This window comes from Streptomyces sp. NBC_01525 (assembly GCF_045040405.1).
GTDB lineage: Bacteria > Actinomycetota > Actinomycetes > Streptomycetales > Streptomycetaceae > Streptomyces > Streptomyces benahoarensis.
On record NZ_CP109397.1, the window covers coordinates 4,367,807 to 4,387,336 of the forward strand.

The window sequence follows — 19,530 nt, forward strand, 5'->3', positions numbered from 1 at the left end:
GCCGCCCGGGGCCGCCCCCCGGGCCCCGCGTCGCCGCCCCACCCCTCCGCGGTACCGCAGCCCCACGCAGCAGCTCAGGCACTGTGCACGAAGGAGTACCCGCATGCCCCCGTCTTCCCCCGCAGCCCGCACCGTCAAGGCCGACTACGTCATCGTCGGCGGCGGTACCGCGGGATCGGTGATCGCCTCCCGCCTGACCGAGGACCCGGACGTCAGCGTCGTCGTCATCGAGGGCGGCCCCACCGACATCGACCGTGACGACGTCCTGACGCTGCGCCGCTGGCTCGGCCTGCTCGGCGGCGACCTCGACTACGGCTACACCACCACCGAGCAGCCGCGCGGCAACTCCCACATCCTGCACAGCCGCGCCAAGGTCCTCGGCGGCTGCTCCTCGCACAACACCCTGATCTCCTTCAAGCCGCTGCCGTCCGACTGGGACGAGTGGGAGGCCGCGGGCGCCGCCGGCTGGGGCGCCGCGAAGATGGACCCCTACTTCGGCAAGCTCCGCAACAACATCGTGCGGGTCGCCAAGAAGGACCAGAACGCCATCGCCACCGACTGGGTCGAGGCCGTCAAGACCGCCCTGGACGTGCCCGAGGTCGTCGGCTTCAACGACCAGCCGTTCGACGAGGGCGTCGGCTTCTTCGACCTGTCGTACCACCCGGAGAACAACAAGCGTTCCTCCGCCTCCGTCGCCTACCTCCACCCGCACATCGAGGCCGGGGACCGCCCCCACCTCACGCTGCTGCTGGAGACCTGGGTCCACAAGCTGGAGCTGGACGGCACCCGGGCCACCGGCGTCCGCGCCACCACCAAGGACGGCGAGGAACTGTTCGTCGAGGCCGGGCGCGAGGTGCTGCTCTGCGCCGGTGCGGTGGACACGCCGCGGCTGCTGATGCTCTCCGGCATCGGCCCGAAGAAGGACCTGGAGGCGCTGGGCATCGACTGCGTCCTGGACCTGCCGGGCGTCGGCGAGAACCTCATCGACCACCCCGAGTCGGTCATCGTCTGGGAGACCAACGGGCCGCTGCCCGGCAACTCCGCGATGGACTCTGACGCGGGCCTCTTCATCAAGCGGGACGCGAACCATAAGGGTCCCGACCTGATGTTCCACTTCTACCAGATCCCGTTCACGGACAACCCGGAGCGGCTGGGCTACGAGCGCCCCGAGCACGGCGTCTCGATGACCCCGAACATCCCCAAGTCCCGCGCCCGCGGCCGCCTTTACCTCACCTCCGCCGACCCCGAGGTCAAGCCCGCCCTCGACTTCAAGTACTTCGAGGACGACGAGGACTACGACGGCAAGACCCTCGTCGACGGCATCAAGCTGGCGCGGAAGGTCGCCGAGGCCGAGCCGTTCAAGAAGTGGCTCAAGCGCGAGGTCTTCCCCGGCCCCGAGGTCACCGACGACGCGGAGATCAGCGAGCTGGTCCGCAAGGCCGCGCACACCGTCTACCACCCCGCCGGCACCTGCAAGATGGGCGCCAAGGACGACGAACTCGCCGTCGTCGACCCGCAGTTGAAGATCCGTGGCCTGTCGCACATCCGCATCGCCGACGCCTCGGTCTTCCCGACGATGCCCGCGGTCAACCCGATGCTCGGCGTCCTGATGGTGGGGGAGAAGTGCGCCGAACTGCTCCAGGAAGCCCCCGCCCAGGGAGGTGATGCCTGATGGCTGCCACCGCCGCCGACGCCTCCGGCATAGCCGCCGCCGACGCCGGGACGGACGCCGGGGACCGGTCCCCGGCCGTCCCCGCACCCGCCACCGGCGCGGAGAACGCCGCCGACCGCGACGTCGTCTTCTCCGCCCGCCACCTGTGGAAGGTCTTCGGCCCCAAGGCCGACCGCATCCCCGACGACACCTCCCTGACCGGCCTGAGCGTCCCCGAGGTGCGCGAGCGCACCGGCTGCACGCCCGCCGTCCGCGATGTCTCCTTCGACGTCCACAAGGGCGAGGTCTTTGTCGTCATGGGCCTCTCCGGCTCCGGCAAGTCCACCCTCGTCCGCTGCCTGACCCGGCTCATCGAACCGACCGGCGGCTCCCTGGAGATGGACGGCGAGGACGTCCTCGGCATGGACCGCAGCGCCCTGCGCGACCTGCGCCGCCGCCGTGCCGCCATGGTCTTCCAGCACTTCGGTCTGCTGCCGCACCGCACCGTCCTCGACAACGTCGCCTACGGCCTGGAGATCCAGGGCGTCGGCAAGGCAGAACGCCGCGCGCGGGCCGCCGAGATGGTGGAGAAGGTCGGCCTCGCCGGACTGGAGAAGCGCCGCCCCGGCCAGCTCTCCGGCGGCCAGCAGCAGCGCGTCGGCCTGGCCCGCGCCCTCGCCGTCGACCCCGAGATCCTGCTCTTCGACGAGCCGTTCAGCGCCCTCGACCCGCTCATCCGCCGCGATATGCAGGAGGAAGTCGTCCGCCTGCACCGCGAGGAGGGCCGGACGATGGTCTTCATCACCCACGACCTCGCCGAGGCGCTGACCGTCGGCGACCGCATCGCCCTGATGCGCGACGGCGAGATCGTCCAGCTCGGCACGCCCGAGGAGATCGTCGGCTCCCCGGCCGACGACTACGTCCGTGACTTCGTCCGCGACGTCCCCCGCGAGCAGGTCCTCACCGTCCGCCGCGCCATGCGCCCGGCCGAGGGCGACGAGGCCGACCAAGGCCCGGCGCTGGCGCCGTCCACCCTGATCTCCGACGCCATCGAGGCCGTCGCCCGCTCCGGCGGCGCCGTCCGCGTCGCCGAGAACGGCCGCTGCCTGGGCATCGTCGACCACGCCTGCCTGCTGAACGTCGTCGCCCGCATGGACGTTGCCCGCACCGAGGTGGCCGCCTGATGCACCACGCCACCCCCCACGGCGTCGCCCTGCACGGCGCCGGCGTCCCCCACGCCCCGGTGCTGCCGCGGCTCCGTGCCGCGTTGCGGCGCCGCTGGCGCGAGGCGCAGCGCGCCGCCGCCATGAATGTGCGCACCGGCACCGTGAAACGGGGCCGCGCATGAGTGCCGCCACCGTCACCACCCGGCCCGACGCCCCGTCCGCCGGTCCGCTGCGCGCCCTGCTGCGCCACCGCGGCCTGGCCAAGCTGGTGCTGCTCGCCGTCGCCGCTGTGGTCCTCGTACCGCTGCTGCACGCCAAGTGGTCCGGCGGGGTGTGGCCCGAGGCGCTGACCGTCGACGTGTCCAAGCCGCTCGGCAGCGCCAGCGACTGGATCATCGACAACCGCGACAGCCACCCGCTGTTCGTCTACTTCCTCGGCCACCTCTCGAACGCCGTCGTCCTCTCCGTACGCGGCGTGTACCTGGTGCTGCTCGCCCTCGGCTGGATGGGCGTGACCGCCGGGGTCACCCTCGTCGCCTGGCGCGTCGCCGGATGGCGCATCGCCGCCACCGCCCTGCTGTCCTTCCTGGTCAGCGGCGTGCTGGGGATGTGGGTGCCGACGATGCAGACCCTCGCGCTGATGATCGTCGCGGTCATCGCGTCGGTCGCGGTCGGCGCGCTCCTCGGCCTCGCCGGCGGGCTGTCGGACCGGATGTTCCGGCTGCTGCGCCCGGTCCTGGACACCATGCAGGTGCTCCCGGCCTTCGCGTACCTGCTGCCGGTCGTGCTGATCTTCGGCATCGGCGTGCCCGCCGCACTGCTGGCCACCGTCGTCTACGCGGCGCCGCCGATGGCCCGGCTCACCGCCCTCGGGCTGCGCGGCGCGGACGCCGGTGTCCTGGAGGCCGTCACCTCGCTCGGCGCCACCGGACGGCAGCGGCTGCTGACCGCCCGGCTGCCGCTGGCCCGCAAGGAGCTGCTGCTCGGCCTCAACCAGACGATCATGATGGCGCTGTCCATGGCCGTGATCGCCTCGATGATCGGCGCCGCCGGTCTCGGCGACCGCGTCTACCAGGCCCTCGCCTCCGTCGACGTCGGCGCCGCGCTCGCCGCCGCCGTCCCGATCGTGCTGCTCGCCATCGTCATGGACCGCACCACCGCCGCGGCGGGCGAGAAGGCCGGGGGCGCCCGCGCCGCCGGGCCCGCCCTGCTGCGCGGCCGGCGCGGCTGGGCCGGGGTCGCCATCGTCACCGCCGTGGCCGCGGTCGCCGGACGGCTGGCCGGTTCGACGGTCTGGCCGACCGGCGCGACCGTCGCCATCGCCCGGCCCGTCAACCACGCCAAGGAGTGGATGGTCGACCACCTCTACTCCGGCGTCCCCGTCGTCGGCGGCACCGCCGACTGGGCCGCGCACTTCACCAACTGGGTCCTCAACCCGCTGCGCGACGGCCTGACCGCGCTGCCCTGGTACGCCACGCTGCTCATCATCGGCGCGCTGGCCTGGCTGATCGGCACCTGGCGCACCGCGCTGACCGCCGTCCTCGCGATGGCCGCGATCGGCGTGCTGGGCGTGTGGAAGCCGTCGATGAACACCCTGTCGCAGGTGCTCGCCGCGCTGGTGGTGACGCTGGTCATCGGCGTCGGCACCGGCATCCTCGCGGCGGGGAGCAAGCGGCTGGAGGCGATCTTGCGCCCGGTCCTGGACGTCATGCAGACCATGCCGCAGTTCGTCTACCTCATCCCGGTCGTCGCGCTGTTCGCCGTGGGCCGCGCCCCGGCGGCCGCCGCGGCCGTCGTCTACGCGCTGCCCGCCGTCATCCGCATCACCACCCAGGGGCTGCGGCAGGTCGACCCGGCGGCGATGGAGTCGGCGACCTCGCTCGGCGCCACCCGCTGGCAGATCCTGCGCCAGGTCCAGCTGCCGCTGGCCCGCCCGGCGCTGCTGCTCGCCGTCAACCAGGGCGTGGTCCTCGTCCTCGCCGTCGTCATCATCGGCGGTCTGGTCGGCGGCGGTGCCCTCGGCTACGACGTCGTCACCGGCCTCGCCACCGGCGACCTGGCCCTCGGCCTCGTCGCGGGTGTCGCCATCGTCTGCCTGGGCCTGATGCTCGACCGGGTCACCCAGCCGACCGAGCGCCGCGCCGCGAAGGGAGCCTGACCATGTCCCGTACCCGACGGATCGGCACCACGGCCGGTGCCTCGCTGCTGGCCGGGGCGGCGCTGCTCGCGCTGTCCGGCTGCGGCAAGGCCGATATGACCAAGCAGGCGTCGCCGTTCGCCGCCGCCAAGGGCACCAAGTCGGTGACGCTCTCCGTCCAGACCTGGATCGGCGCGCAGTCCAACGTCGCGGTCGCCACGTACCTCCTCGAACACGAGCTGGGGTACCACGTCGACACCGTCCAGGTGGACGAGATCCCCGCCTGGGACGCGCTCAGCCAGGGCCGGGTCGACGCGATCCTGGAGGACTGGGGCCACCCCGACCAGGAGAAGCGCTACGTCCAGGACAAGAAGACGATCACGGACGGCGGCGGCAACGGCGTCACCGGCCACATCGGGTGGTTCGTCCCCAAGTACTGGGCCGACAAGCACCCCGAGGTCACCAACTGGAAGAACCTCAACGCGGTCGCCAAGCAGCTCCGCACCCCGGAGAGCGGCGACAAGGGCCAGTTGATGGACGGTTCGCCGTCCTACGTCACCAACGACAAGGCGCTGGTGAAGAACCTCGGCCTGGACTACCAGGTCGTCTTCGCCGGATCCGAGGCGGCGCAGATCACCCAGATCCAGCAGTTCGCCAAGGAGAAGAAGCCCTTCCTGACGTACTGGTACGAGCCGCAGTGGCTCTTCAACCAGGTGCCGATGGTCGAGGTGAAGCTGCCGAAGTACACCGACGCGTGCGCGCAGAAGGGCACGAAGGATCCCGCGTCCATCGACTGCGCCTATCCGACGACGCCGCTGAAGAAGTTCTTCAACACCGAGTTCGCGAAGAGCGGCGGCGCTGCCTCGACGTTCCTGAAGTCCTTCCACTGGACCAAGGAGAACCAGAACGAGGTCTCCGAGATGATCGCCGCGGACGGCCTGACCGCCGACGAGGCGGCGAAGCGCTGGGTGGAGAAGCACCCGGACGTGTGGCAGCGGTGGTTGCCGAAGAATTGACATCCTCCCCCTCCTGAAGGAGGGGGATTCCTGGCTCAGGCTGCCTCCGGGAGCAGCGCTCCCGGAGGTCTTACGCCCTCGACACCAGCCGGGGTGAGACCAGCCCGGACCAGCATCACGCGGGCGGAGTTCTTGTCCCTGGGGGACACGGCTCCGCACGCGGTGCAGGTGTAGGTACGTTCCGAAAGAGGAAGTGCGTGCTTGGTTCTCGCTCCGCACGCCGCGCAGTCCATGGTGGTGTGCGCGGGATGCACGAGGCGGACGTCCCGCCCGTGCTTGCGGCCCATCTCGATCAGGGCTGTCTTGGTGGCGCCGATGGCCGCGTCTGCCGCCTTGCTGGCCATGGTGGTCTTGGCGAGAAACTTCGGCCGGAAGTCCTCGACGGCGATGGCGTCGTGGTCGGTCGCGACGCGCTTGGCCCACTTGCGGGCGGTGTCCTGGCGCTGCCGGGCGACCTTCTTATGCAGCTTCGCCGCCTGCTTCTGCGCCTCGCGGTAGCCGTTGGACGCGGCCTGTCCGCGCAGGGGCTTACGGCGGGCCATCATCCGCTGATAGCGGGCCAGCTTCTGCGCGGCGTTCTTCCCGTGCTGGGCGTGCGGCAGGTCGTGCGTGTCGCTCGTGGTGGTTGCGGTCTCCTTGATGCCCCAGTCCACGCCGATGACCTGGCCGGTCTCCGGGAGCGGCAGAGCCTCGGCGGCGACGACGAACGAGCAGTACCAATGCCCGAGGCTGTCCTGGTACACGCGAACCGAGGACGGCGCGGAGGGAAGTTCCCGCGACCACACCACCGTCAGAGCGATGCCGCCCGCAAGGTGCAGGCGGCCGTCCTTCAGCCGGAAGCCGTTCTTGGTGTAGTTCAGCGTCGGGAGCGCTTCCCGCTTCTTCTTCGGGCGGGGCATGCCCGCGCGCTGCCGGGGCGGAAGGCGCTTCTCGATGTCCTTCAGCGCCTTGGATCGGGACTTGGCGAAGTCCCGGATGGTCTGCTGTTGCGGCACCGATGCGCCTTCGCGGAGCCACGGCAGCTTGGCGCGAGCCTCGGTCAGCATCTTGTCGAGCTGCGCCGGGCCGCACGTCAGCTTGTCGTCGGGGTGCGCCCGGTTGCGGGCGTGCACCTGACAGGACTTGGCAACGCACTCGTTCCAGACCCACCTGCACCGGCTCCATTCGGCGAGCAGGGCGGCGCGGGCGGTCGACGACACGCGAAGCCGGTAGGTGTACCGGGCGCGCCCGGCATCCCCCGCCGCTTTTCGTGGTGTCACCATGACACCATTCTACCGCTACGGTTGAGGCATGGATCAAGAAGAAGTACGCATCACGCTCCGCCTGCCCGCCGATCTCCACGCATGGCTGGTCTCCGAGTCCAAGCGCGCCCGCAGGTCCCTCAACTCCGAGATCGTGCACCGGCTTGAGGCCGGGCGCGGCGACGTCCCGGCAGACGACCAATCGCCCTGACGGCGATTGCTCTTTCCCTGCCCTGCTCCGCAGGGGTCCGATTCCTCCCCGGCCTGAAGGCCGGGGCATCCTCGGAGATGTCTGGTGACCGACGGCGGCCGGCGAACGAACCCGGGGCGCGGCCTCGTATCCCTTCGGGGATGCGGGCCGCGCCCCGGGTTCGTTCTCAGGGTGCAGCGGCGGATCAGACGGCGCCGAACTGCCCGTCCTTGACGCCTGCCACGAAGGAGGAGAACGCGGCGGTGGGGAAGGCGAGGGCCGGGCCGTGCGGGTCCTTGGAGTCGCGGACGGGGACGATGCCGCGCGCGGCGGCGAGGTTGGCGGCGACCTCGATGCACTGGCCACCGTTGCCGCTGTAGGAGGACTTGAACCAACGGGGGGATTCGGTCGTCACGGGGTGCCCTTTCGTACCTGCTCGATCATGGCCACAGATTCCGCCTGGGAGAGCGCTTCGGCCTGTAGCTGATGGTAGGCCGTCAGTATGGGCAGCACGAACGTACTTTCCCGTTCGAGATGGCCCCGGTGAGTGGACTCCGCGTAGGACATCAGCGAGCGGTCCGGCATCGTGAGCATGGTGACGGGCAGGCTGAACGGTCTGCGCGCTCCCATGGAGAACGGCGCAACCTGCAATACGGTGTTCGGCAGCTCGGCGAACTCAAGCAGGCGTGCGAACTGGGCATCCATGACAGCAGGGGCGCCCATCGGCCGGCGGATGCATCCTTCGTCGAGCACCGCGAGGATCAGCGGCGACGGTGACCGCATGAGGGTGGTTTGCCGCTGCGCCACCAGCTCAACCCGCTCGTTGGCTTGCTCAGGAGTGATCGCTTCCCGCCGTACAGCATCTGCCTCCAGTGCCGATGCGTACTCCGGTGTCTGGAGCAGCCCAGGGATAACACCTACCTCGTACAGCCTGATTTCTGCGGCTCTTGCCTCATGCGTGACGTACTCCGGGAACCCTTCGATGAGCGCGGTGTAACGCACAGCCCGCGCCTGGCGTTGTAGCCGATCTCCCGTGCCGAGGGCCCTGTCAGCGCTCGCCGCGAAGTGGGGAGTTGGCGGGCGGCGGCCAGTTTCGACGGCGGAAATGTGCGTACCGGAGCACCCCATGCGCTCCGCCAGCTCGTCCTGCGTCCAGCCGCGCTCGTCCCGCAGTGCGCGTAACAGCTGTCCGAAGCGCGCGGCGGGTGACCTTTCGGGCTCCAGTTCCTTGCGGTTGACCATCTGGATAACCAACTCTCCGTTCAATTTGCGCAAGTTGAAGACGGCCCGACTGTAGGCCACGGCGAGTCCTCTTGGTGGTGGATTCACTACCAAGAGTTAAGGAGGGCTTCCATGACCGAAAAGGCTTCCTCTGCCCTGGCGGTGCTCTACATCTGTGCCGCCCGCCGTGATGCCGTCGCCGGAGTGGCCGAGGAGAGGGCGGTGCAGGAGGGCCGTGACTTCGCGGCCACGCGTGGCCTGAAGATCGTCACGGTGATCACCGACCCGTTCGGCGATCCCGTCCCCCAACGGCGCAGCGGGTGGCTTCGCGTGCGGGAGATGGCCGAGCAGGGTGAGGTGGAGGTGGTCATCGTCCGGTGGCCCAATGCCTTGTCCGTCGACCATGAACGGCGGTACCCCGAGATGAAGCACCTGTGCAGTTTCGGATGCCAACTACTGTTCTCCTGGGCGCCGTTGGCTGATGCGGTCGGCCTCAGGGGCACCTGGTGAGTCGCTGCACCGAACAGACCGCCGTCATGCAGCTGTTGGGCGCTGCCGACGTGGCGCGCATCCGCCCCTAGGCGCGTCCGGGGCGGGGCGGTGGCACCGATGCCACCGCCCCGCCCTCGTCATACGCCCCGCAGCTCCCGCGCCTCGGCCGCCACCGCCGCCATCGCCCGGCGCTGCTGCCAGGGCCCGAACGTGACCCGGGCGGCGCCGAGCGCGCCCAGCTCCCGCGGCGCGGGCCCGTCGGGGACGGCCAGCGCGTTGAGCGGCAGGCCGATCCCGGCGGCCAGCTCCGCCAGCTCCTCCGGGGGCGCGAGGATCGGGTAGACGCAGTCCGCCCCGGCCGTCGCGTAGAGCCGTCCGCGCCGCACCGTCTCCGCCACCCCGCCCGCACCGCGGACGTACGTGTCGACCCGGGCGTTGATCACCAGCGCGTCGCCCGCCACGGCGCGGACCTCCGCCAGCCGGTCCGTCTGACGGCCGGCGTCGACGAGGCCGCCGGTCGTGCGGTCGCCGTCCTCCAGGTTGCAGCCGACCGCCCCCGCCTCGGCCAGCCGCGCCACCAACTCCCGGGCGCCGAGCCCGTATCCGTCCTCCACATCCGCCGTGACGGGGACGTCCACGGCGCGGGCGATCCGGCCGATCGCGGCGAACATCTCGTCCGGCGGCACCTCGCCGTCCGCGTACCCGAGGGCGGCCGCCACCCCGGCGCTGGGCGTGGCGAGCGCGGGGAACCCGGCGTCGGCGAACGCCTTCGCGCTCCCCGCGTCCCACGGGCCCGGCAGCACCAGCGGCAGCCCGGGCCCGTGGTGCAGGGCGCGCAGCGCGGCGGCGCCCGTCAGCACGGTGCCCCGCCGGGACGGGCGGGCGTCAATGCCGTGGCCACCGGATTCACACCCGGCCCGGGGCCATCCGGGTGGTCACCGCGAAGCGGTTCCACGCGTTGATGGTGGTGATCAGCGCGATCAGCTGGGCGATTTCGGCGTCCTCGAAGTGCGCGGTGGCCCGCGCGTACACCGCGTCCGGCACGAAACCGTCGGTCAGGACGGTCACCGCCTCGGTGAGCGCCAGCGCCGCCTTCTCCTGCTCGGTGTAGTAACCGGTCGCCTCCTCCCAGGCGCTGAGGAGGTAGATCCGCTCCTCGCTCTCGCCGTTCTTACGGGCGTCCTTGGTGTGCATGTCCAGGCAGAACGCGCAGTGGTTGAGCTGCGAGGCGCGGATCTTGACCAGCTCGGCCAGGGCCGGGTCGATGCCCTTACGGGCCGCCGCGTCCAGCGCGATCATGGACTTGTAGACCTCGGGGGCCAGCTCGGCCATCCGCAGCCGGGGGCCGTGCTCCGCGGCGTCCGAGGGGGTCTTGGTGGTGTCGTTCGTCGTCGTCATGGCACCGAATCTACGACCGTGGTGGCACCCGCGTATGGTCCACTTCCATGGATAATTCCTGGGCCACCTCCTGGGACGCCTTCGGCCGCGACCTCCATCTGGACCTCGCCGGACCGGGCGGGCTGCGGATCTGCCTGATGCGGGCGCTGCGCGAGGCGGCCCGCACCGGACGGCTCGCCCCCGGCACCCGGCTGCCGTCCTCCCGCACCCTCGCCGCCGACCTCGGCATCGCCCGCAACACCGTCGCCGAGGCGTACGCGGACCTGGTCGCCGAGGGCTGGCTCAGCGCCCGCCAGGGCTCCGGCACCCGCATCGCCGACCGCACCCCGGCCCGCCCGGCGCCCGCCCGCCGCACCCCGCCGTCCGGCCGCCCCGCGCCCCGCTTCGACCTCACCCCGGGCACCCCGGACGTCTCCGCCTTCCCCCGCGCCCCCTGGCTCGCAGCCGCCCGCCGGGCGCTGAACGCCGCCCCGTACGACGCGCTCGGCTACGGCGCCCCGCAGGGCCGCCCCGAGCTGCGGGCGGTCCTCGCCGACTACCTCGCCCGCGCCCGCGGCGTCCGCGCCGACCCGGACCGCATCGTGATCTGCGCCGGGTTCATGCAGGGCCTCGCCCTCGTCGCCCGCGCGCTGACGGCTGTCCGCGGCCCGGCCCGCGGGTCCGCCCCCGCCATCGCCACCGAGGGGTACGGCCTCGGCTTCCACCGCGACGTCCTCGTCCGCGCCGGGCTGCGCACCGTCCCCCTCACCGTCGACGCCCTCGGCGCCCGCACCGCCGAACTCCCCTCGTACGACGGCGTGCTGGCGGCCCTGCTCACCCCCGCCCACCAGTTCCCGACCGGCGTCCCGCTCCACCCCGACCGCCGCGCCGCCGCCCTCGACTGGGCCGTGGCGCACGACGGCTGGATCCTGGAGGACGACTACGACGGCGAGTTCCGCTACGACCGCCAGCCGGTCGGCGCGCTCCAGGGGCTCGACCCGGACCGCGTGGTCTATCTGGGCACCGCCAGCAAGAGCCTGGCCCCGGCGCTGCGGCTGGCGTGGCTGGTGCTGCCCGACCGCCTCGTCGACCCCGTCCTCGCCGTCAAGAGCGGCGGCGAATGGCAGTCCGGCACCCTCGATCACCTCACCCTCGCGGAGTTCATGTCCGGCGGCGCGTACGACCGCCATGTGCGGGGGATGCGGCTGCGCTACCGGCGCCGCCGCGACCGTCTGGTGGCAGCGCTCGCCGCGCACGCCCCGCACATCGAGGTCTCCGGCATCGCCGCCGGACTCCACGCCGTCCTCGAACTCCCGCCCGGCACCGAGCGGTCCCTGGTCGAGGCGGCCCGCTGGCAGGGTCTGGAACTGAACGGCCTGAACACCTTCCGTGACCCGGCGGCCCGCACGATGCCCGCCCGCGACGGCCTTGTCGTCCCGTACGGAAGACCCCCGGAACACGCCTTCACGGGCGCCCTGGAGGCCCTTCTGCGGGCCCTGCCCCCCGACCCGTCCGCGAGCACCCTTTAGGGTTGGCACATTCATACGAATGCTCCACGGGGGAGACGGAAGATGGCCGAAAAAGCACACCGCCGACTGCGCTCGGGCACGGTGATCCTCGGCGGTATGGGCGTCCTCGCCGCGACGCTGACCGCCTGCGGCTCGGAGCCCGACAAGCGCTGCGTGGACCGCAACAGCTACGACGCCGCCCGCGGTTACCGCATCGTCGACGCCAAGTACTGCGGCACCTCCAGCGACACCTCGTCCCACGGCACCGGCAACCGCCGCACCGGCAAGCAGTCCGTCAAGGGCCGGTGGTACTACGGCCCCGGCAAGTCCGGCTCGTACGCCGACGGCGGCTCGTTCAGCAAGGGCGGCTCGGTCAGCCGCGGCGGCTTCGGCCACTCCGGCTCCAGCGGCGGGTGACCGGAACGTGGAGCGCCACACCCTCACCCCGCGCCCCGGCTGGCAGCAGACCGTCGAGGCCCAGGGCCTGATCTACCCGCTCACCCGCCACCCGGACGGTGAGCTGTGCCCGTACTGGGACGAGAGCGCGTACTACTCCTTCACGCTCCCCGAGGTCGAGGCGCTGGAGGAGACGGTCGAGGAGCTGCACGCGATGTGCCTGGCCGCCGCCGAGCACCTCGTCACCCACGACCGCCTCGCCGACCTCGGCGTCCACGACCCGCGCGTCGCCGAGCTGATCGCCGAGTCCTGGCACCGCCGCGCCGAACTCCCGTCCCTCTACGGCCGGTTCGACCTGCACTACGACGGCACCGGCCCGGCGAAGATGCTGGAGTACAACGCCGATACGCCGACGTCGCTGGTGGAGGCGGCGAGCCCGCAGTGGTTCTGGATGGAGGAGCGCTTCCCCGGCGCCGACCAGTGGAACTCCCTCCACGAACGCCTCGTCGACGCCTGGAAACGGCAGGCCCCGCTGCTGCCGCCCGGCGCCCCGCTGCACTTCGCGCACTCCGCCGGGGACGAGCTGGGCGAGGACCTGATGACCGTCGCCTACCTGGAGGAGACCGCGCGTCAGGCGGGCCTGGAGACGGTCGCGATCCCGGTGGAGGAGATCGGCTGGGACGGCCTGACCGGCCGCTTCGTCGACCAGCGGCTGCGGTTCCTCCGCGCCTGCTTCAAGCTCTACCCCTGGGAGTGGCTGACCACCGACGCCTTCGGACCGCACGTCCTGGACACCCTCGACAACGGCGGCGGCACCGGCTCCACGCTCTGGATCGAGCCGGTCTGGAAGATGCTGCTCTCCAACAAGGCGCTGCTCGCCGTCCTCTGGGAGCTGTACCCGGGCCACCCCCACCTCCTCCCCGCCTACCTCGACGGGCCCCGCGAGCTGGCCGGGACGACCGGCTACGCCGCCAAGCCGCTGCTGGGCCGGGAGGGCGAGGGCGTCACCCTCCACCCGCCGGGCGCCCCGGCGGCGCCGCGCGACCCCCAGGACCCGTGCTGCTACCAGCAGTTGGCGCCGTTGCCGGACTTCGACGGCAACCGCGTCGTCCTCGGCGCCTGGGTCGTCGAGAACGAGGCGGCGGGCCTGGGCATCCGCGAATCGTCCGGGCCGATCACGGATGAGTACGCACGGTTCCTGCCGCATGTGATCCGCTGAGGGGCCACGGGGGAGCGGGGCCGGGACCCGGGCGGGGCGCCTCGTACCGACGAGCCGACCGGGCCGCGTCCGTCCCGCCGGACACCCGCGCTCCCCGCGCACCCAGCGGCCCCGGAGGTGCGCCCCCGCGCCCGCCGACCCGGGCCGCGCGCCGCCGCCCGCCGCCGACCTCGCGCGGGGGAGTTCCCCGGACCTGAGACAATCGACAGCATGGCTCACGATCGCCCGCCCGTCGCCCACCACCGCCCCCAGGGGAATGGCTTCGCCATGCAGTCAGCTCCACGTGTGCTCTCCGGCATCCAGCCCACCGCAGGCTCGTTCCACCTCGGCAACTACCTCGGTGCCGTCCGCCAGTGGGTGGCGCTCCAGGAGTCCCACGACGCCTTCTACATGGTCGTCGACCTGCACGCGATCACCGTCCCGCAGGACCCCGTCACGCTGCGCCGCAACACCCGCGTCGCCGTGGCCCAGTTGCTCGCCGCCGGGCTCGACCCCGAGCAGTGCACCCTCTTCGTGCAGAGCCATGTTCCCGAGCACGCCCAGCTCGCCTGGGTGATGAACTGCGTCACCGGCTTCGGTGAGGCGTCCCGTATGACGCAGTTCAAGGACAAGTCCGCCAAGCAGGGCCAGGACCGCACCACCGTCGGCCTGTTCACGTACCCCGTGCTGATGGTCGCCGACATCCTGCTCTACCAGGCCGATCAGGTCCCGGTCGGCGAGGATCAGCGCCAGCACCTGGAGCTGACCCGCGACCTCGCGGACCGCTTCAACACCCGCTTCGGCGACACCTTCACGGTCCCCAACCCGTACATCGTCAAGGAGACCGCGAAGATCTACGATCTTCAGGACCCGTCGGTCAAGATGAGCAAGTCGGCGTCCTCGCCGAAGGGCATCATCGACCTCCTCGACGACCCCAAGGCCACCGCGAAGAAGATCAAGAGCGCCGTGACGGACACCGACACCGTCATCCGCTTCGACCGCGAGGCCAAGCCCGGCGTCTCCAACCTCCTCACCATCCTCTCCACCCTCACCGGCACCGGCATCCCCGAGCTGGAGAAGGAGTACGAGGGCAAGATGTACGGCGCCCTCAAGACCGACCTCGCGGGCGTCATGGTCGACTTCGTCACACCGTTCCGGGACCGTACGCAGGAATACCTCGACGACCCCGCGACGCTCGACGCGATCCTTGCGAAGGGCGCCGAGAAGGCCCGCGCGGTGGCCGCCGAGACCCTGGCCACCGCCTATGACCGGCTGGGACTCCTCCCCGCTGGGCACTGACCGGCACCCCGCCGGGCCGGTCACCCACCGGCCCGGCGGCCCCCGGACGGACCACCGAAGCGGCCCCGCCGGCCGCCCCGCCCCGCCCGCCCGGGGCCCGCACCGCCGCTGGGCGGTGCCCACACGCGTCACACTGGGAACGGTGCGACGCCTCGGACGAAGCGGCGCACCCCGTCGTGCGGCCCCCGTAGGGGCGGCCGTCGGCGCAGCGCACACAGTGGAGGGAGAACGCAGTGGGGACCGTAACGCTGGGCGTTTCGATCGTGGTCCCGGAGCCTTACGGCAGCTACCTCCAAAGGCAGCGCGAGGGCTTCGGCGACAGCGCGGCACACGGCATCCCCACCCACATCACCCTGCTGCCACCGACCGAGGTGGACCGGGACGCGCTGCCCGCCGTCGAACGGCACCTCGCCGAGGTCGCCGAGGGCTGCCGGCCCTTCCCGCTGCGGCTGGAGGGCACCGACACCTTCCGTCCGCTGTCGCCCGTCGTCTTCGTGAAGGTCGCCGAGGGCGAGGAGGGCTGCGCCGCCCTCCAGGCCCGGGTCCGTGCCGCGGGCGGGCCCTGCGCCCGTGAACTGCAGTTCCCGTACCACCCGCACGTCACCGTCGCCCACCACCTCGACGACGTCGCGATGGACCGCGCCCAGCACGAACTCCGCGACTTCCGGGCCACCTGGACCATCGGCGGCTTCGCCCTCTACGAGCAGGGCGCCGACGCGGTGTGGCGCCTGGAGCGCGAGTACCCCTTCGGGCCCCGCACCGCGACCGTCCCCCGCCAGGCCGGTCTGACGCGGCCGCCGGCGCCGTCCTGCTGAACGGCGCCGGGGCGCTTGACGACGGCCGTACGGGGGTGACGGCGCGGGCCCTGGCCCGTACGGCCCGTGGCGCGCGGCCGGGCCCGGACGCGGCTGACGGCGCGGGGCCTGGTTCCCCGGGGCCCCGCCCCGTATGCGGCTGAGGGCACGAGCCCCGCCCGTCCGGCTACAACGCCAACCGCCGGAACGTCCGCCGTGGCACATGCCGCAGCGCCGCCATCACATACCGCAGCTTCCCCGGCACCCACACCACCTCCGACCTGCGGCGCAGCCCCGTCTCGACCGCCTCGGCGACCTCCTCAGGCGTGGTCACCAGCGGCGCCGACGACAGCTCCGGCGTCATCCGCGTCCGCACCCGGCCGGGCCGCACCACCATGACGTGCACCCCGGACCCGTGCAGCGCGTCGCCGAGCCCCTGCGCGAACGCGTCCAGACCCGCCTTGCTCGACCCGTAGAGGAAGTCCGAGCGCCGGGCCCGTTCGCCGGACGCCGACGACAGGACGACCAGCGAGCCACGCCCCTGCTGCCGTAGCTCCTGGCCGCAGACGAGCGCGGCGGAGACGGCGCCGGTGTAGTTGGTCTGCGCGAGCCGTACCGCGTGCCGGGCGTCGCGTTCGTCGCGCGGCTGGTCCCCGACCACGCCGAACGCCAGCAGCACCATGTCCAGCTCGCCCTCGGCGAAGACCGCCTCCAGCGTCTCCCGGTGGCTGCCCGTCTCCAGCGCGTCGAACGCGACGGTCCGCACCTCCGCGCCGTACGCCCGCAGCCGGTCCGCCGCCTCCTCCAGGCCCGGCGACGGGCGCCCGGCCAGCCAGATCGTCCGGGTGCGGCGGGCGGCCAGCCGCGCCGCGGTGGCCAGCGCGATCTCGGAGGTCCCGCCGAGCACCAGCAGCGACCGCGGGCTCCCACAGGCGTCGTTCATGCGGCGACCGTAAACGGTGTGACATCCCTACTAGTCGTCCGAACCGCCCGCCCCGTCCGCGTCTCGCCCGAACGGGTGGCCGCCCCCGCACGACGGGCCGGGACCGGCCCCCGTACGCACCCGATTCCGGGGTACGCGGACGCTAAGGTTCCGGATCACCGGCCTGACGATGCGACGAGGGGAACGCCATGGACTGGCTGAGCAGGCTGCCGCTGATCGGCCCGGCGGTGACCTGGCTGATGGCCACCCACCTGTGGCGGGCCTGGACACGGATACAGCGGGTGCACTGGACCCGGCTGGCCGCCGCGATCACCTTCACCAGCTTCGTCGCGCTCTTCCCGCTGATCACCGTCGGCGCCGCGATCGGCGCCACCGTCCTCAGCACGAGCCAACTCCACACCCTGGAGACCCGGCTCGCCGCCCAGATCCCCGGGATCTCCGGCCAGCTCGACCTCGGCGCGCTGGTCGACAACGCCGGGACCGTCGGCCTCATCGCGGGCGCCGCCCTGCTCTTCACCGGCATCGGCTGGATCCAGGCGATGCGCGACTGCCTCCGCGCCGTCTGGGAGAAGGAGCACGACGACACCAACTTCTTCCTCGGCAAGCTCCGCGACGGTGCCGTCCTCATCGGTCTCGGCGGCGTCGCCCTGCTCTCCGTCGCCTGCTCCGCCTTCGCCTCCGCCGCCGTCGGCCACGCCGCCGACGCCCTGGGACTGGCCGAGGGCGGCATCGGCAGCGCCCTGCTGACCGCCGCCGGTTTCTGCATCGCCGTCCTGGCCGACTTCCTGCTGCTGATCTACGTCCTGACCCGGCTGCCCGGCGTCCGCCCCCCGCGCCGCGCCGTCGTGGTCGCCGGACTCCTCGGCGCCGTCGGCTTCGAACTCCTGAAACTCCTGCTCAGCGGCTACCTCAAGGGCGTCGCCTCGAAGAGCATGTACGGCGCCTTCGGCACCCCGATCGCCCTCCTGCTGTGGATCAACTTCACCGCCAAGCTCCTGGTCTTCTGCGCGGCGTGGACGGCCACGCAGGATCCGGCGGCGGAAGCGGATGAGAGGCGGCCGGTGGAGGGGCCGGACGGTGACGGGCCCGAGGGCGGGAAGCCGGGGAAGGGCGCCGGGGAGCCAGAGGAGGGCGGCGGGAAGCCGGAGGAGGGTGGCGGGAAGCCGAAGGAGGGTGGCGGGCCAACTTCTCGGAGCATCGACCGGAAGCGTTAAATCCGCTGGTCCGGCGGGTAGTTGGCCCGCAAGGGGGCCGCTGAACCCCTACGGGATTTTCCGTACGGGACCGGCCCTACGGGGCCAGGCCCGGCTCACCACAGCTGACGGGCTCAGCCCCCCGCCCCACCTCACCGCCGCCGCCGCGCCCCCCGCCGTACCGCCTCCGGCAACGGCCGACGCCGACGTACGAAGAGGGCCACCGCGCCCACCACGACCAGCGCACCACCGGCCACCCCGACCGCCGTCCACGCACCGCCCGACGAATCGGCCGCCTGCGGCGCGGAGGGGGCGCCGCCCTTGCCGGGCTTGCCGTCGTCGTGGTGCCCGGCGGCCGTCGCGTCCCCCTCCTCGCTCCTCGGCCCGACCAGCCGCCCGACCGGCTCGACCTTGCCCGCAGCCTCGAATCCCCAGTCGAAGAGCGCCGCGGCCTCCTTGTACGCCTCGTTGCGCTCTTCCTTCGCCGGGTTCATCACGGTCACCAGCAGCTTCCGCGCACCGTGCTGGGCGACGACGGTGAGCGTGTTCCCGGCGTTCGTCGTGTAGCCGTTCTTCACCCCGGCGATCCCCGGATACGGCTTGAGACCGAAATCGCCGCTGAGCAGCCGGTTGGTGTTCTGGATCCCGAACGACATCCGCTTGCCGTTCTTGTCCATCTCCCCGGGGAACTGCGCATTCGCCGTCGCGCAGTACTCCCGGAAGTCGGCGTTCTGCAGCCCGGCGCGGGCGAACAGGCTCAGGTCGTACGCGCTGGAGACCTGGCCCGGCGCGTCGTACCCGTCCGGCGTGACGACATGGGTGTCGACGGCGTTCAGATCCTTGGCCCGCTGCCGCATCTCCGCGACCGTCGCCTCGGTACCGCCGTTCATCGCCGCGAGCGTGTGCACCGCGTCGTTCCCGGACCGCAGGAAGACCCCGAGCCACAGGTCGTGGACGGTGTACGTCAGGTTCTCCTTTATCCCGACCAGGCTGCTGCCCGCGCCCATGCCCTGCAGATCCGCGGGCTTGACCTTGTACTTCTCGTCCTTGGGGAACTTCGGCAGAACCGTATCGGCGAACAGCATCTTCAACGTGCTGGCGGGCGGCAGCTGCCAGTGCGGGTTCTTCGCCGCCAGCACCTCACCCGACTCCGCATCGGACACGATCCACGACCGCGCCGTGATCCCCTGCGGCACCTTCGGCGCCCCGCCCTTCAGCCGCACCTGCACCCCCGGCACGCCCAGCCGCTCACCCCCGACCCGCGACATCACCGAGGGCGGCGCGGGCTCCTTCGCCCGCTTCGGCCCGTCGCCGTTCGCGGCGTACGCGGTCCCGCTGCCGAGCACCACGGGCGGCACCAGCAGCGCGGACACGGCGAGCGCGGAGACGGCGCGGGGGCCGCGCGGTGCGGGGACCCGCGCGGGCCGGGACGCGGGCGCCGTCCGGGGGCCCGGGACCGCACCGCCCGAGGCACCGGCTGAGCTCGGGCGGGGGGTGCCCGAGCCCGGGTGGGCGCTGCTCGGGGCGGACGCGGCGCCCCGGGGCGCGGGCGAGGGGACCAAGGAGGAGGACATCATCGACACGCTCGCGAACGTACCCGTCGCCCCTGTGCCCGCGTCGGGCGCCCTGCGAAATCTTGCCCCAGCACGGGCCACCGCGACGTTCTCCCGCCCCGCACCCCGGTCCTCGTCCGTCCCGGGGCTCTGAA

The 19,530-nt window shown here is 72.2% G+C and carries 20 protein-coding genes; 13 read left to right on the forward strand and 7 right to left on the reverse strand.

The annotated features are described in order from the left end of the window. Window positions 1-103 precede the first annotated feature (103 nt). The 5 genes from OG422_RS19630 to OG422_RS19650 are packed head-to-tail and all read left to right on the forward strand — an operon-like array spanning window position 104 to window position 5,970. Window positions 104-1,672: a GMC family oxidoreductase gene (locus tag OG422_RS19630; protein WP_405743930.1), complete on the forward strand. Its 1,569-nt coding sequence runs from the start codon at window positions 104-106 to the stop codon at window positions 1,670-1,672. Further along, window positions 1,672-2,835 (forward strand): glycine betaine/L-proline ABC transporter ATP-binding protein, encoded by a 1,164-nt coding sequence (locus tag OG422_RS19635; RefSeq protein WP_405743932.1) that lies wholly within the window; start codon window positions 1,672-1,674, stop codon window positions 2,833-2,835. The genes OG422_RS19630 and OG422_RS19635 overlap by 1 nt, the downstream gene beginning before the upstream one ends. Continuing rightward, window positions 2,835-2,999, forward strand: a complete 165-nt coding sequence (locus OG422_RS19640) for a hypothetical protein (protein ID WP_185994051.1) — start codon at window positions 2,835-2,837, stop codon at window positions 2,997-2,999. The genes OG422_RS19635 and OG422_RS19640 overlap by 1 nt, the downstream gene beginning before the upstream one ends. After that, a complete protein-coding gene (locus tag OG422_RS19645; RefSeq protein ID WP_405743934.1) occupies window positions 2,996-4,975 on the forward strand; it encodes an ABC transporter permease in 1,980 nt (659 codons plus the stop codon). The genes OG422_RS19640 and OG422_RS19645 overlap by 4 nt, the downstream gene beginning before the upstream one ends. Before the next feature lie 2 nt (window positions 4,976-4,977). Further along, entirely contained in the window at window positions 4,978-5,970 is a 993-nt protein-coding gene (locus tag OG422_RS19650) for an ABC transporter substrate-binding protein (protein ID WP_405743936.1), read from the forward strand. A gap of 35 nt (window positions 5,971-6,005) precedes the next feature. Here OG422_RS19650 and OG422_RS19655 read toward each other — a convergent pair whose 3' ends face one another. Then, complete coding sequence (locus OG422_RS19655; protein ID WP_405743938.1) at window positions 6,006-7,232, reverse strand: RNA-guided endonuclease InsQ/TnpB family protein; 1,227 nt, start codon at window positions 7,230-7,232, stop codon at window positions 6,006-6,008. A gap of 28 nt (window positions 7,233-7,260) precedes the next feature. On the opposite strand from OG422_RS19655, the gene OG422_RS19660 reads away from it, so the two are divergent. Next, window positions 7,261-7,422 carry a hypothetical protein gene (locus OG422_RS19660; RefSeq protein WP_405743940.1) on the forward strand — a complete coding sequence of 54 codons (162 nt, stop codon included), beginning with the start codon at window positions 7,261-7,263 and terminating at the stop codon, window positions 7,420-7,422. A 184-nt stretch (window positions 7,423-7,606) separates the two neighbouring features. Here OG422_RS19660 and OG422_RS19665 read toward each other — a convergent pair whose 3' ends face one another. Then, window positions 7,607-7,816 carry a DUF397 domain-containing protein gene (locus OG422_RS19665; RefSeq protein ID WP_405743941.1) on the reverse strand — a complete coding sequence of 70 codons (210 nt, stop codon included), beginning with the start codon at window positions 7,814-7,816 and terminating at the stop codon, window positions 7,607-7,609. Continuing rightward, window positions 7,813-8,643, reverse strand: coding sequence for a Scr1 family TA system antitoxin-like transcriptional regulator (locus OG422_RS19670; RefSeq protein WP_405747907.1), 831 nt, complete (start codon window positions 8,641-8,643; stop codon window positions 7,813-7,815). The genes OG422_RS19665 and OG422_RS19670 overlap by 4 nt, the downstream gene beginning before the upstream one ends. A 111-nt stretch (window positions 8,644-8,754) precedes the next feature. Between OG422_RS19670 and OG422_RS19675 the strand changes: the two genes are divergently transcribed. Beyond that, window positions 8,755-9,132: a hypothetical protein gene (locus OG422_RS19675; protein ID WP_405743943.1), complete on the forward strand. Its 378-nt coding sequence runs from the start codon at window positions 8,755-8,757 to the stop codon at window positions 9,130-9,132. Between the two features lie 119 nt (window positions 9,133-9,251). Here the strand turns inward: OG422_RS19675 and OG422_RS19680 are convergent, their stop codons facing one another. Both OG422_RS19680 and OG422_RS19685 read right to left on the reverse strand, forming a co-directional pair. Next, on the reverse strand, window positions 9,252-9,974 hold the full coding sequence (locus OG422_RS19680) for an isocitrate lyase/phosphoenolpyruvate mutase family protein (RefSeq protein ID WP_405743945.1): 723 nt from the start codon (window positions 9,972-9,974) through the stop codon (window positions 9,252-9,254). Between the two features lie 46 nt (window positions 9,975-10,020). Then, window positions 10,021-10,512, reverse strand: a complete 492-nt coding sequence (locus OG422_RS19685) for a carboxymuconolactone decarboxylase family protein (protein WP_143943646.1) — start codon at window positions 10,510-10,512, stop codon at window positions 10,021-10,023. Between the two features lie 47 nt (window positions 10,513-10,559). Here OG422_RS19685 and OG422_RS19690 point away from each other — a divergent pair, with 47 nt between their 5' ends. The 5 genes from OG422_RS19690 (at window position 10,560) to OG422_RS19710 (ending at window position 15,707) form a co-directional block, all read left to right on the forward strand. Beyond that, a complete protein-coding gene (locus tag OG422_RS19690) occupies window positions 10,560-12,020 on the forward strand; it encodes a PLP-dependent aminotransferase family protein (RefSeq protein ID WP_405743947.1) in 1,461 nt (486 codons plus the stop codon). A 42-nt stretch (window positions 12,021-12,062) separates the two neighbouring features. Beyond that, the gene (locus OG422_RS19695) at window positions 12,063-12,416 is read left to right on the forward strand and encodes a hypothetical protein (RefSeq protein ID WP_405743949.1); all 354 of its coding nucleotides are present in this window, start codon (window positions 12,063-12,065) and stop codon (window positions 12,414-12,416) included. A 7-nt stretch (window positions 12,417-12,423) separates the two neighbouring features. Continuing rightward, window positions 12,424-13,614 (forward strand): glutathionylspermidine synthase family protein, encoded by a 1,191-nt coding sequence (locus tag OG422_RS19700; RefSeq protein ID WP_405743951.1) that lies wholly within the window; start codon window positions 12,424-12,426, stop codon window positions 13,612-13,614. Between the two features lie 267 nt (window positions 13,615-13,881). Further along, entirely contained in the window at window positions 13,882-14,892 is a 1,011-nt protein-coding gene (gene trpS / locus OG422_RS19705) for a tryptophan--tRNA ligase (RefSeq protein ID WP_143944950.1), read from the forward strand. A 233-nt stretch (window positions 14,893-15,125) separates the two neighbouring features. Further along, the gene (locus OG422_RS19710) at window positions 15,126-15,707 is read left to right on the forward strand and encodes a 2'-5' RNA ligase family protein (protein WP_143944476.1); all 582 of its coding nucleotides are present in this window, start codon (window positions 15,126-15,128) and stop codon (window positions 15,705-15,707) included. 166 nt (window positions 15,708-15,873) lie between these two features. Here OG422_RS19710 and OG422_RS19715 read toward each other — a convergent pair whose 3' ends face one another. Further along, window positions 15,874-16,629, reverse strand: coding sequence for a decaprenylphospho-beta-D-erythro-pentofuranosid-2-ulose 2-reductase (locus tag OG422_RS19715; RefSeq protein ID WP_405743953.1), 756 nt, complete (start codon window positions 16,627-16,629; stop codon window positions 15,874-15,876). A 188-nt stretch (window positions 16,630-16,817) separates the two neighbouring features. On the opposite strand from OG422_RS19715, the gene OG422_RS19720 reads away from it, so the two are divergent. After that, a complete protein-coding gene (locus OG422_RS19720) occupies window positions 16,818-17,843 on the forward strand; it encodes a YihY/virulence factor BrkB family protein (protein ID WP_405743955.1) in 1,026 nt (341 codons plus the stop codon). 131 nt (window positions 17,844-17,974) lie between these two features. Here the strand turns inward: OG422_RS19720 and OG422_RS19725 are convergent, their stop codons facing one another. Beyond that, window positions 17,975-19,396, reverse strand: coding sequence for a D-alanyl-D-alanine carboxypeptidase (locus OG422_RS19725; RefSeq protein ID WP_405747908.1), 1,422 nt, complete (start codon window positions 19,394-19,396; stop codon window positions 17,975-17,977). Window positions 19,397-19,530: the final 134 nt, after the last annotated feature.